General features: G+C 68.3%; 7 protein-coding genes. 4 read left to right on the forward strand and 3 right to left on the reverse strand.

Annotated elements, in window-relative coordinates:
• Positions 1 to 131 precede the first annotated feature (131 nt).
• The 4 genes from DMB37_RS34250 (at position 132) to DMB37_RS34265 (ending at position 4,471) form a co-directional block, all read left to right on the forward strand.
• Positions 132 to 1,409, forward strand: a complete 1,278-nt coding sequence (locus tag DMB37_RS34250; RefSeq protein ID WP_135236215.1) for an MFS transporter — start codon at positions 132 to 134, stop codon at positions 1,407 to 1,409.
• A gap of 10 nt (positions 1,410 to 1,419) precedes the next feature.
• On the forward strand, positions 1,420 to 2,079 hold the full coding sequence (locus DMB37_RS34255; protein ID WP_135236216.1) for an allophanate hydrolase subunit 1: 660 nt from the start codon (positions 1,420 to 1,422) through the stop codon (positions 2,077 to 2,079).
• The gene (locus tag DMB37_RS34260; protein WP_135236217.1) at positions 2,076 to 2,948 is read left to right on the forward strand and encodes a biotin-dependent carboxyltransferase family protein; all 873 of its coding nucleotides are present in this window, start codon (positions 2,076 to 2,078) and stop codon (positions 2,946 to 2,948) included. The genes DMB37_RS34255 and DMB37_RS34260 overlap by 4 nt, the downstream gene beginning before the upstream one ends.
• Before the next feature lie 272 nt (positions 2,949 to 3,220).
• Positions 3,221 to 4,471 (forward strand): lipase family protein, encoded by a 1,251-nt coding sequence (locus DMB37_RS34265; RefSeq protein WP_240771783.1) that lies wholly within the window; start codon positions 3,221 to 3,223, stop codon positions 4,469 to 4,471.
• Here DMB37_RS34265 and DMB37_RS34270 read toward each other — a convergent pair.
• The 3 genes from DMB37_RS34270 to DMB37_RS34280 all read right to left on the reverse strand — a co-directional run bounded on the left by DMB37_RS34270 (position 4,402) and on the right by DMB37_RS34280 (position 12,949).
• On the reverse strand, positions 4,402 to 10,584 hold the full coding sequence (locus tag DMB37_RS34270) for a non-ribosomal peptide synthetase (RefSeq protein WP_206055070.1): 6,183 nt from the start codon (positions 10,582 to 10,584) through the stop codon (positions 4,402 to 4,404). The genes DMB37_RS34265 and DMB37_RS34270 overlap by 70 nt on opposite strands.
• Positions 10,585 to 10,851: 267 nt before the next feature.
• A complete protein-coding gene (locus DMB37_RS34275) occupies positions 10,852 to 11,733 on the reverse strand; it encodes a PaaX family transcriptional regulator C-terminal domain-containing protein (RefSeq protein WP_135236219.1) in 882 nt (293 codons plus the stop codon).
• Entirely contained in the window at positions 11,714 to 12,949 is a 1,236-nt protein-coding gene (locus tag DMB37_RS34280) for a kynureninase (protein WP_135236220.1), read from the reverse strand. Before DMB37_RS34280 ends, DMB37_RS34275 begins: the two co-directional genes overlap by 20 nt.
• Positions 12,950 to 12,953 lie beyond the last annotated feature (4 nt).

A 12,953-nucleotide genomic window follows, 5' to 3' on the forward strand; every position in this document is an offset into this window, starting at 1 on the left:
GCCGTTCGAGCATAACCCAGCGATCGAACCGCCAGCCGACGATCCCACCTTAGGATTGCAGAATCGTTCAACGATCCGTAGTCTGCTGTGACGTACGTCGCTCTCCTGAGCTCGAGCATTGCGAGGCAGCCATGAGCCTTTCCACAGACCTCCCGGTGGATCCGGCCGAAAAGTCACAACCCTTCGACTGGTTCCGAACGTTGAGCGCCAAAGGCAAGAAGGCCTTCCTCGGCGCGTTCGGCGGATATGGGCTGGACGCCTACGACTTCCAGGTGCTGCCGCTGGCGCTCGGCGCCATCTCGTCGTACTTCGCCATCAGTTCGGGCCAGGCGGGGTTGCTGACCACGGTCACCCTGCTGGTGTCCGCGCTCGGTGGCGCGCTGGCGGGCGTGCTGGCGGACAAGATCGGGCGAGTGCGCACGCTGCAACTCACCGTCGCCACCTACACCCTGTTCACGGTGTTGTGCGGTTTCGCACCCAATTTCGAGACGCTGCTGGTCTTCCGGGCATTCCAGGGTCTCGGTTTCGGCGGGGAATGGGCCGCTGGCGCGATCCTGGTCGCGGAGTACGCGCAGACCAAATATCGAGGCCGCACGGTGGCCTACGTGCAAAGCGCCTGGGCCGTCGGCTGGGGCTTGGCGGTCCTGGTCTACACGCTCGTCTTCCAGTTCGTCAGTGAAGATCTCGCCTGGCGGGTGCTGTTCTGGACCGGTGCGCTGCCCGCATTGCTGATCATCTGGGTGCGCCGCAATCTGACCGACTCCGAGACGGTCACCCAGCGCCGGGAATCGGCGGGTAATCGTGCGGGATCATTCGTGTCGATCTTTCGGCGCGACCTGCTCCGGACGACGTTGTTCGCCTCCTTGCTGGCCACCGGTGTCCAGGGCGGTTACTACACTCTCGCCACCTGGCTGCCGACCTTCCTGAAGAAGACCCGTGACTTGAATGTCGTTGGTACCGGCGGTTATCTGTTCCTGCTGATCGGCGGCGCGTTCCTCGGGTATGTCACCGGCGGCATCCTCGCCGACCGGATCGGCCGCAAACGCACCATCCAGCTCTTCGCCGTGTTGTCGGTCGCCTTCATGGTCTCCTATATCCAGGTGCCGGAGGGGGCGAACACCATGGTGCTGATTCTCGGCTTCCCGCTGGGTTTCTGTACCGCGGCCATCTTCTCCAGCTTCGGGTCGTTCCTGTCCGAGCTGTACCCGACCGCGTCCCGCGGTACCGGGCAGGGCTTCACCTACAACTTCGGTCGTGGTGTCGGCGCCGTATTCCCCACCGTGGTCGGCTTTTTGGCCTCCACCACGCTGGGCCTGGCCGGCGCGATGATGTTCGGCGCCTTCGGATATGTTCTCGCGGTCATCGCGCTGTTCGGCCTGCCGGAAACCCGCGGCCGCGAATTAGCCTGAAGGAGGGTCGATGTCCGCGATCACCGTGCCGAGGGCGCCGCTGCGGATCCTGCCCGCGGGGGACCGGTCGATGCTCGTCGCGCCAGACGAGCACGCCGATCTGGTCGCGTTCATCGACCTGCTCCGCCGCGAATTACCCTGCGGCGTGCACGACGTCCTGCCCGCCGCACAGACCGTCTTGGTCACCATGACCGATGCCGCGGACAGCCGGGCGGTCGAAGAGCAACTGCGGCAGCTGTTTCGGAGTATCCAGGGGGCGGGCTCGGCTGAGGTACTACCGGATGACGTGCGCACCATCCCGGTCCGTTATGACGGTCCGGATTTGGAAAGCGTTGCGGCACAGTTGGGTATCTCGGTCCGCGCGCTGATCGCCGCGCACACCCGCACGGTGTGGCGGTGCTCGTTCATCGGATTCGCTCCTGGGTTCGGTTATCTCGAGGCCGCCGAGTCCGGGCTGGCCGTACCGCGGCGGTCCGAGGCCAGGACCTCGGTGCCCGCGGGCTCGGTGGCGCTGGCCGACGGATACAGCGCCGTCTATCCGCGGCGTTCGCCCGGCGGCTGGCAGCTCATCGGCACCACCGACGTCCGGATGTGGGATCTCGACCGGGCCGAGCCGTCCCTGCTACGCCCGGGTACCCGGGTCCGTTTCATCGAGGAGGCCGGCGAATGACCGCGGTACGCATCCTCGACGCGGGCATGTTGAGCACCATCCAGGACCTCGGCAGGCCCGGCTGGTTCTCCGTCGGCGTCGGCGTATCCGGCGCGGCCGATCGAGGTTCGCTGAAGCTGGCGAATCGGCTGGTCGGCAATCCCGAGGACGCCGCGGGCATCGAAACCCTGCTCGGCGGACTGGAACTCGTGGCCGAGGCGCCGGTGCTGCTCGCGGTGACCGGTGCCGACGCGCCGATCACCGTGGACGGCGTCGCCCAGGCGCACGCGTCCGTTCTCCCGTTGCGCACCGGACAGCGGCTGAAGCTCGGCATGGCCATCGCCGGGCTGCGCGTGTATGTCGCGGTGCGCGGCGGTATCGCCGTCGATCCGGTGCTCGGCTCGCGCAGTAGAGACACCCTCGCCGGGCTCGGCCCCGAGCCGCTGGCCGAGGGTGCGCAGCTCAGCATCGGTCCGACGGAGAACTTCCCGTGGCCGAATGTCGACGTGGCGCCGGTGCCCCCGATGGACTCGGGTCTGGTCACCGTCCGGGTGCTGCTCGGTCCACGGGACGACTGGTTCGCCGACCCGCAGTCGCTGTTCACGGGCCGCTGGCAAATGACCGACCGCGCCGATCGCGTAGGTGTGCGGTTGGCCAGGGTCGGCGACGGCGCGCCACTGACCCGGATCAACGACAAGGAGCTGCCGACCGAAGGAGTACCGCTCGGCGCGATCCAGGTGCAACCGAGCGGGGAACCGGTCGTCTTCCTCGCCGATCACCCCATCACCGGCGGATACCCGGTCGTCGGGACCGTGGTCACAGCCGACGTCGACCTGCTCGCGCAGCTGCGACCAGGGCAACAGCTGCGATTCCGCTCGGCAACATCCTGATTGACTCCAGGTCGTCAAGATTTATGCAGTGTGCACAGTGGTAGCCGGGAAACCCTGGCCGGTTGCGTAGTGACACCTGTGCTAACGGTCGTGTGAACTGAGACCTCGTTCGGTCCGTCGGGCGCTCGATGGTGTCCCGGTTGGCGGCCGCTGCGTACAGCGGCCTCTGGCTTCGATGTCAGCTCCGCCCGAGAGGTACCCCGATTGTGATCCATGTTCGTCGTGCCATATTCGCAGTAGGTTTCGCGCTCAGTGTTTCCCTTGCCGTTGCCGTGACGGCGACCGCCGAGACGGATTCCCCGAGCACCGGACCCGAAGCCACCTGGCCGGTCCGCCCCGACGAGAACCAGCTGCCGCCACTGCCGAGCGAAACCGATATCTACCGGTTCATTCCCGTCCCGCTGCCCGCGGACGATCACTGGTACGACGACCCGGACGACCTCGACCGCTACGCCAACGGTGACGTGATCCGCAAGCGCGTGGTCACCAGTTACCTGCTCGGCGTGCCGTGGCCGCCGGTGCACACCGAACAGATCCTCTACCGCAGCACCGACAGCCGGGACCGCCCGATCGTCACCGCCACCACCGTCATGATCCCGGGGATCCCGTGGCTCGGCCCCAGCCCGCGACCGGTCATCTCCTATCAGGAGGCGATCGACGGTCTGGACCCGGCGTGCAACCCTTCGCACACCGTGCGCGCGGGAACCATGAAGGAAACCCAGCTGTTGCTGCAGTTCCTCGGTGAAGGCATGGCGGTGACGATCCCCGACTTCAACGGCAAGACCAGCACCGCCCTGGCGCCGAGCGAGGGCCACATGGTGCTCGACGGTGTCCGCGCGACCCGGCGCGCGGGCCTGGGGTTGGCCGACGCACCGATCGGACTGTGGGGATACTCCGGCGGCGGCAGCGCCACCGGCTGGGCGGCCGAACTGCACCGCGGCTACGCCCCCGAACTGCCGATCAAGGGCAGCGCCCAGGGCGGTGTGCCCGGCGACAAACACGCCATGACCCTGTTCGCCATGGACGCAGGCCCCGGTATCGCCGGGCAGGCCGATTTCGTCGGCTGGATCTGGCTGATCGGACTGTCCAGAGAATTTCCCGACCTGCTGCCCCTCGACAAGTTCCTCACTGCCGACGGCATGACCATGGTCCACGACATCGAGCACCGCTGCCTCTACACCGCGGCCGCGACCGGCGCATGGCGCCCGCTGAAGAACTACCTCAAAGACCCGAAGGCGTTCCTGGACCCCGATATCCAAAACGTCCTGCACCGAGACAGTCTCGGCTACGGCGACACCCCCGACGTCCCGATCGCCATGTGGCACTCCACCACCGACCCGATCATCCCCATCGCCGCCATCGAACCCGTCGTACTACGCTACTGCGCAGCCGGCGCCAACCTCCGCTTCTTCAGAGTCCCTGCCTCCGAACACATCTCGGCCGAACTCCTCGGCTACGAACCATCGCTGCTCTGGCTCACCGCCGTCCTCGCGGGCGCCGACCCCGGCCCGACCACCTGCTGACCGGCACCGAGAATCGGGTCCGGCGCGGGCAAACCCTGTGCCGCGCCGGACGGCAGAAAACCGGAGGCGATGAACTCGCTGATGTAAGCGTCGAGGGCGGCTTCGGTGATCGGTGGACAGGTGATGCCGGTGCCGGCGAGGGCGGCGCGGGTGTGGGCGTCGCTCCAGTCGAGGCGGGCGAGGCCGAGGTAGTTCGAGCTGAGCAGTTCGGCGCGGACGAGTGAATCGTCACCGGCGGCGTTGCGGCGGTGGGATTCGGCGGTGAGGGCGGCCCGCACCGTGTCCAGTGGGGCGGTGGTCACCGGCAGTCCGTGGCGGCGTAGCCGGGCGAAGATGGTTTTCACGGCCACCGGGGTCTTGTTGACCAAGTGGTACACGGTCTCCGCGCGAGGGTGCGTGACGAGTTCCACGATGGCGCGGGAGACATAAGTCGCCGGGCTGAGAGAGACGGCGGCGTCGCTGACATCAGGTGCCTGCCCGAGGATCGCGGCGGCGCGGATCATGTTCCAGAACGAATCGTCGGCACTGTTCAGGCCGGATTGCGGGTCGCCGCAGATGGTTCCGGGGCGGTAGATGCCGATCGGCACGCCGCGGTCGCCCGCCTGCCACACCAGTTCCTCTGCGGCCCACTTGGACAGGACATAGCCGTTCTCGGCCAGCCGGTCTGCCCGCAGCCTGGTGCTTTCCACGATGAGGCGAGGTGTCGCTGTCTTGGCGACGGTCGTGCCCAGCGTGGAGACGAAATGTACCGGTTTGAGCCGGTGTGTCGTCGCCAGGCGGAGCACGTCGCGGGTGCCCTCGACATTGGCCGCGCGCAGTCGTGCGTACGGATCGATGTGATTTACGCGGGCACCGTTGTGCAGGATCACGTCGACGGTCTCGGCGAGTCGGTCGTACTCGGTGTCGGCGAGCCCTAATCGTGGCGCGGCGAGATCGCCGGGCACCGCGACGATTCGGTCCCCGGCGGCCTCGTTCCACAGCCGGTAACGCTGTAGTACCTGCCGGATTCGATCTGCACCCTGGCCGGCGGTTTCGGCGCGCACCAGACACCACACGCGTGCGTCGGTGTGCTCCAGCAGATCTCGGAGCAGGTGTGCACCCAGGAAGCCGGTCGCGCCGGTCAGCAACACCACGCGCGGTGTCCCAGTGGGCGGGGCGAGACCGTCGTGCACAGCGATGTCATCGTCGAGTACGGCGTCCTCGGCCGGGGTCGGCACCCGAGTCTGCGCGGCCGTTCCGGTGAGGTGCGCGGCGAGGCCGCCCACCGTGGGGGTGGTGAGCAGTGCCGACATCGGCACATCGCGGGCCAGCCTGGCCGAGAGTCGTTGATGCAGGGTGAAAGCCATCAGCGAGGAACCGCCGAGCTCGAAGAAGTCGTCGGTCACCCCGATCGGGGAGACGGCGAGCACCTCGGCGAATACCTCGGCGATCGTGATCTCCAGCGGCGTCGACGGGGCGACGCCGTCGCGTGCCGCGAAAACAGGCTGGGGGAGTGCCGCCCGGTCGAGTTTGCCGCTGGTATTGACCGGAAGCGCGTCGAGCAGCAGCACCGCCGACGGCACCATGTAGGCAGGCAGCATGCGAGAAAGCGACTGCCGCAACGCATTCGGGTCGACATCCGAGTCGGCCGCCGCGACGACGTAGCCGACCAGCCGGTCACCACCGTCGGACGGTTTCACCGCGACCGCCGCCTGCCCGACTCCTGGATCGGCGAGCAGCGCGGTCTCGATATCGCCGAGTTCGATGCGGTGCCCGCGGACCTTCACCTGGAAGTCGCTGCGCCCCAGGTAGTCCAGGGTGCCGTGAGCGTTCCAGCGCACCAGATCCCCGGTCCGGTACATCCGTGCACCCCGCTCGGCCGGATTCGCGAGGAAACTTCCGGCAGTGAGTCCGGGCGCGGCTTTATAGCCGCGCGCCAACTGGACTCCGGCTAAATACAATTCGCCGACCGCGCCCACCGGCACCGGCCGCAGTCGCGTATCGAGAACGAACACCCGCGAATTCCACTCGGGCACCCCGATCGGCACCGTGGCCGCCGGCTCGGCCGCGTCGACGCGATGCTGGGTGATGCTGACCGCCGCCTCGGTCGGCCCGTACAGGTTGTGCACCTCGGCGCTGCTGATCGCCGCGAACGCTCGCGCGGTCTCCGGCGCCAAGGCCTCACCGATGACGAAAACCGCACGCAGCGAAGACACTTCGGCGGCAGTGGCATGCCCGGCGAACGCCGTCAGCATGGTCGGCACGAAATCGGTGAGGGTGACCCGGTGCGCGGCGATCAGCCCGCACAGCGCCGCCGGATCCCGATGGTCGTCGGGACCGGCGAGCACCATCCGCGCGCCGGCGCGCAGCGGCAGGAAGTATCCCCACAGCGACACATCGAAGGTCGCCGGCGTCTTCTGCAAATAGGTGTCAGCGGCGTCGACCCCGTACTGATGCTGCATCCAGCCGAGCTGATTGACGATCGCCGCGTGGCTGACCACCACGCCTTTCGGTCGCCCGGTCGAGCCGGAGGTGTAGATGACGTACGCGGGATGGTCGCCACGCAACGGGATCCGGCGCTCGTCCTCGCGGACGGGCACCGAGTCCAATCCGGTCAGGTCCAAGTTGTCGACGGCGTGCGCCGCCGTGACCGTGAACAAGTCCCCGCTGGTGGTCAACACACAGTGCGGCGCAGCGGAATCCAGCACATGGCCGATCCGCTCGGCGGGATGATCCGGATCGATCGGCACCCAAGCGCCGCCCGCTTCGGCGATCGCGCACAGTGCGACAACCTGATCGAGGGAACGCCGCATGGCCACCGCGACAACGGATTCCGGTCCGACACCCTGCCCGATCAGCCACCGCGCCAACCGATTACTTCGGGTTTGTAATTGCCCGTAGGTCATCGTCGCCGAACCGCACACCACGGCGACGGCACCCGGCGTGGCCGCGGCCCGGCGTTGCAGCGCCGCGCCGAGGGTCTCGGGCGCGACCGCGTGCGCACCACCGGCCGACCATGCTTCGATCCGCCGCCGTTCGTCCGGATGCACCATATCGATGTCACCGACCGCGGCGACCGGATCGGCGGCCACCTGGTGCAGCACCCGGACATAAGCGTCGAGGAACCGCAGCACGGTCGGTTCGTCGAAAAGATCGGTGGCATAACCGAACCGGATGATGATCTGCCCCGGCGTGCGGTCGGCGCCGTGGTCGTCGACCACCGCGATGTGCAGATCGGTCTTCGCCGTACGCGTGTCGACATCGAGCCCGGCGAAGGTCAGGCCGGGCAGTTCGAGGCTGGCCTTGCCGAAGTTCTGGAACGCGAAACCGACCTGATACAGCGGATGCCGCCCCGGCGACCGCACCGGGTTGACCGCGTCGACGACGTGCTCGAACGGCACCTCGGAATGGGCGAAGTTCGCCAGATCCCGATCCCTGGTCCGGTCGAGCAGCGCGGCGAAGCTCTCGCCGGGGTCGATCCTGGTGCGCGACACCGTCGTATTGACGAACATGCCGACGAGATCGTCCAGGGCGGCCTCGGCCCGGTTGGTCATCGGCACCCCGATGGCGATGTCGGTGCTGCCGGACAGCCGCGACAGCAGCACGGCCAAGGCCGTCCGCATCACCATGAACAGGGTTGCCTTGTGCTCGCGGGCCACGGCGAGCAACGCGCTGTGCAGGGTGGCGGGCACCGGCCGCTGGGTGGCCGCGCCGCGCAACGACGCGGTGCTCGGTCGGGGCCGGTCGCTCGGTAGATCGAGTTCGTCCGGCAGCCCGGCCAGTTCGGTCGTCCAGTAGGAAAGCTGCCGGGACAGCAGCGAATCCGGGTCGTCGCGGGAGCCGAGCAGCTCCTGCTGCCACAGCGCGTAGTCGGCGTATTGGATATCGAGCGGACGCCATGCCGGAGCGGTGCCCGCGGCGCGCGCGGTGTAGGCGGTGGCGATATCGCGAGCCAGCGGCGCCAGCGAGGAGCCGTCGGCGCAGATATGGTGCACCGCGCACACCAGCACGTGGTCGTCGGCGGTCCGTAGCAGCCGAACCCGCAGCGGCACTTCGGTCGACACGTCGAAGCCGCGCCACAGAATGGCGTGCACCCGTTCGGCCAGCTCGTCGGGTGTCGCCGTCGCCAGCTCCTCGACGGCGAAATCGGCGACACCACTGCCCGCTTCGAGCGCGTGCTGCCGCGGTCCGGTGCTGTCGGCCGGATATCTCGTGCGCAGGATCTCGTGGCGCGCAACGGTATCGATGAACGCGGCGCGCAAGGCGGCGACATCGAGGTCGCCGGACATGCTGAAGGCGAAGCCGATATTGTCCACCGCCGATTCCGGATCGAACCGGTTACGCAGCCAGAACCGCAGCTGCGACGGGGACAGCGGCACCCGTTCGGGCCGCGGCCGGGCCAGCAGCGCCGGTCGGCTCTCGTCGAACCGCTGCGCCTGAATGGCTTTCGCCAGCGCCGTTACGGTCGGATGGTCGAACAGCAGTCGGGTCGGGATCCGCGCCTGCCACATCTCGCTCAGCCGTGCGGCGACCTGGGTGGCGAGCAGCGAATTGCCGCCCGAGGCAAAGAAATCGGAGTCCGCGCCCAGCTGATCGTGACCCAGTACCTGAGCGAAGACCTCGGCGACCAGTTCCTCACCGGGGCCCGACAGCGCGCGGCACGCGAGCTGATCGACAGCGCGGGCGCGCAAGGCCGCCCGGTCCGCCTTTCCAGTGCGCGTCAAGGGAATTCGGTCGATGATGGTGATCGTGGCGGGCAGCATGTAGTGCGGCAACTGCCGAGCCAATGCGCTCGCCAGTTCGGTGTCATCGAGTGCGTAGCCGGGTTCGGCTTGCACGTAGGCCGCCAGCGCCGTCTCACCCGCCGCGGTCTTGCGATCGACGGTAACCGCCGCGCGCACCCCGGGCCTGCTCGTCAGCACCGATTCGATCTCGCCGAGCTCGATGCGGAAGCCACGGACCTTGACCTGATCGTCGCTGCGGCCCAGATATTCGAGGTCACCGCCGGTGCCGCGGCGGACGATGTCGCCGGTGCGATACATCCGGGTGCCGGGCAACCCGTTCGGGTCGGCCACGAAGCGCTGTGCCGTCAGGCCGCAGCGATCGTGGTACCCGCGGGCCAGGCCGGGCCCGGAGACGTACAGTTCACCTGCGGTACCGACGCCGACCGGGCGTAGTCGTTTGTCGAGTACCCGGCAGCTGATCCCCGGCAGTCCCGAGCCGATGGTGACCGGCAGGTCCGGGGCCAGCGCCGCGCTGATCGACACCATGATGGTGGTCTCGGTCGGGCCGTAGCCGTTGAAGAATCGGCGTCCGGGAGCCGACCAGCGGTGAACCAGTGGTGCGGGGCAGGTTTCGCCGCCGACGATCACCACCCGCAGCGTGTCGAGTCCGGTCGGCTCGAGCGAGGCCAGCGCCGACGGGGTCAGAAAGGCATGGCTGACCTCGTGGCGCGCGATGAGACTCGCCAGCTCGGCGCCGCCGTAGACCGTCGGCGGCGCGATCACCATGGTGGCGGCGGCGCCGATGGCGAGCAGCAGCTCGAGCACCGAGGCGTCGAAGCTCGGTGACGCGAAATGCAGTGTGCGCGCGGCAGAAGTGAGTGTGTACCTGGTGATCTGCTCGGCGCAGAACGCCGCGAGACCGGCGTGGGTGACCGCGACGCCCTTCGGTCTGCCCGTCGAGCCGGAGGTATAGATCAGGTACGCCACGTTCGAAACCCGAAGCAGCGTAGGGCGATCGAGGTAAGAAATGGGGTTCGCCGATGCCGCGGCGGTCCGCGTGACCAGCTCCGGGTCATCGATCGCGAGCCAGCGCACGCGTGCGGGCAGTGCGGGCGCGTTTTCGCAGTTCGTCAGCCCGATGTCGGCGCCGCAGTCGCCCACTTGGAACTGGATGCGCTTGCCCGGCAAGCCCGGATCGATCGGCACGAATGCGGCGCCGGTCTTCGCGACCGCCCACACCGCGAGGACCGAGTCGATCGATCGGGGCAGCGCCACCGCCACCATGGTCTCCGGCCCGACGCCCAGCGCGAGCAGCGTCCGCGCCAGCCGCGAGGAACGGGCGTCGAGTTGACGGTAGGTGATCGAGCTGTCGCCGCACACCGCCGCGACACCGTCGGGATTGCGTTCCACGGCTGAGGCGAGCAGTGCGGCGAGGGTGGGGGAGTGTGTCGAGGAGCTCCGGCGGGAACGTTCACGACGAGCGGACGAGGGGGTCCGCTGAATACCACTGGTCAAGCTCTGGTCCCGCCATACGAAGTGACAAAGGGGCCTGATGGTATAACGCCGCACTGCGGTCCACCACCGAATGGAATAACACCTGTTCGCGCGCGTGCTCAGCCCGAGTTGCCCGGCGCGGAGCCACACTTTACGGCATTGGGTGCCAAGTGATTTCGGAAATCAGTGGATCAATATTCCGGGTTTGCTTCCGGCCTCGATGCTCGACCGCACCCAGCGTCGGCTCGGTGCCAGGCAGCGCTGTTGCGCCTGCGCGAACAGCCGCACACTGGCCGGTCCCGGCCAGTCGGCGGGCAACATCGCCGCCGGGAGGCCGGGATCGAGATAGGGGATGATGCGCCATTCGTCGAGCAGCGGGACGAAGTACTCGAAGGCTTGACGGTCGGTCAGATCCTCGCGAGTGAGAATATCGCCGTGGTGGGCGAGGAACGCGCGGTGCCGCTCGGCGAGGGCGGGCAGATCCCACCATTGCGCGGCCGCGGCGCGCAGCGTGCCGGGCACCGTCAGGTCGGTGGCGCGAAACGAGGTCACGTAGTCGTCGAGCGCCAATGCCGTGACGATCGTGGCCGCCTCGGCCGCCAGATACTCCGGGCAGATCCACAGGCCGGCCGACACGGTGCCGCAGCCGATCGAGGACAGCCTGCGGCGCAGCTGATGCCGCGCGGCGCGCTGGGATTCCGGGATGCCGAACGAGATCAGGTGCCAGGCGTCGCCATCGGCCATCTGCCGGAAGCCGAAGATGCGCGGATCGCCGCGCGAATACATCGCCTCGGCTGCGGCGGTGATGCGGTATCCGCTGCGGCCGTCGCGTGACTCGGCGTCGAGCACGCCCTTGCTCTTCAGCCGGGTGACGGCGGTCCTGGTGCTCTGCTCGGGCACGCCGAGTCCGGCCAGCAGCGCGCTGAAGTCGGCGATGGCGAGCCAGCCGCCCAGGTCGCGGACGTACGCGCCGAGCACGGTCCGGGCAAGCGAGGTCGCGCTGCCCGGCCTCGAATCGATGTCGTCGAGGACCGCGCCCGCGAGGTCAGCGCGTGGTGAGTTCATCGCGGATCGCCGAGATCCCGGCGAGAACCTCGGTGTAGGTGGTGCTGAGCGGGCTCAGCCCGATCCGAATGCCCTGCGGCGGACGGAAATCGGGGATGACGCCGCGTTGCCAGAGTCGCGCGGTGATCTCCTTGAAGTCCGGGTGGTCGATCGTCACGTGGCCACCACGACGAGCGGGGTCGGTGGGCGACGATACCGCAACGCCCAGCGGTAGCAGCCAGGCCCGCACCAGTTCGAGCGCGAATTCGGTGAGGGCAATCGACTTCGCCCGCACGGCCGCCATCCCCACCTCCTCGATCAGGTCGAGGGTGTCCTGGATCGGCAGCATGCCGACGATCGCGGGGGTCCCGCTGATGACCCGCCGGATGCCCTGGGCGGGAACGTAACCCTGCGCCATCTCGAACGGACTCTCGCGACCCATCCAGCCCCAGATCGGCTGCGTGAAATCGGCGAGGTGCGCGGCGTTGACGTAGCCGAAGGCGGGTGCGCCGGGGCCGCCGTTCAGATACTTGTAGGTGCAACCGACCGCGTAATCGACGGCCCAGGAATCGAGTTCGAGCTCGACCGCGCCTGCCGAGTGGCACAGGTCGAGCAGCAGCGCGGCGCCTGCGTCGTGCACGACGGTGCTGATGGCGGGCGCGTCGAGCAGATAGCCGGACCGGTAGGCGACGTGGCTGAGCACGACGAGCGCGGTGCGGTCGGAGACGGCGTCGGCCACCTGCTGGGCGGTGACGCCGCCGGTGAACTCCGGTTCGATCCAGCGCAGCGTCAGGCCGAGCTCGGTCGCGATCGCCTCCAGCAGGTAGCGGTCGGTGGGGAAGTTGTCGCGGTCGAGCACGATCTCGGTGCGCCGTCCTCGGCGCGCGAGCGCGCCGCGGGCGATCTTGTACAGCAGCACCGTGGTCGAGTCGCCGATCGTGGTCTGGCCCGCGGCGGCACCGAGCACCGCCGCGCCGATCCGGTCGCCGATGGTGAGCGGGAGATCGAACCATTGTTCGTCCCAGCCGCGGATGAGGCGTCCACCCCACGCGTCGGTGACGAAGGAGGTGAGGCGGTCGGCGGTCGCGCGGAGCGGACGGCCGAGGGAGTTGCCGTCGAGGTAGGCGATGATCTCCGGGTTGTCGCTGCCGAGGAATCGGCTCGGATAGTCGCGCAGCGGATCGGCGTCGTCGAGAGCTTTCGCGCGCGTAGCGAAGTCGAGGGAGGGCGAGGTCATGCGG

The organism is Nocardia sp. CS682 (assembly GCF_004634405.1).
GTDB lineage: Bacteria > Actinomycetota > Actinomycetes > Mycobacteriales > Mycobacteriaceae > Nocardia > Nocardia ninae.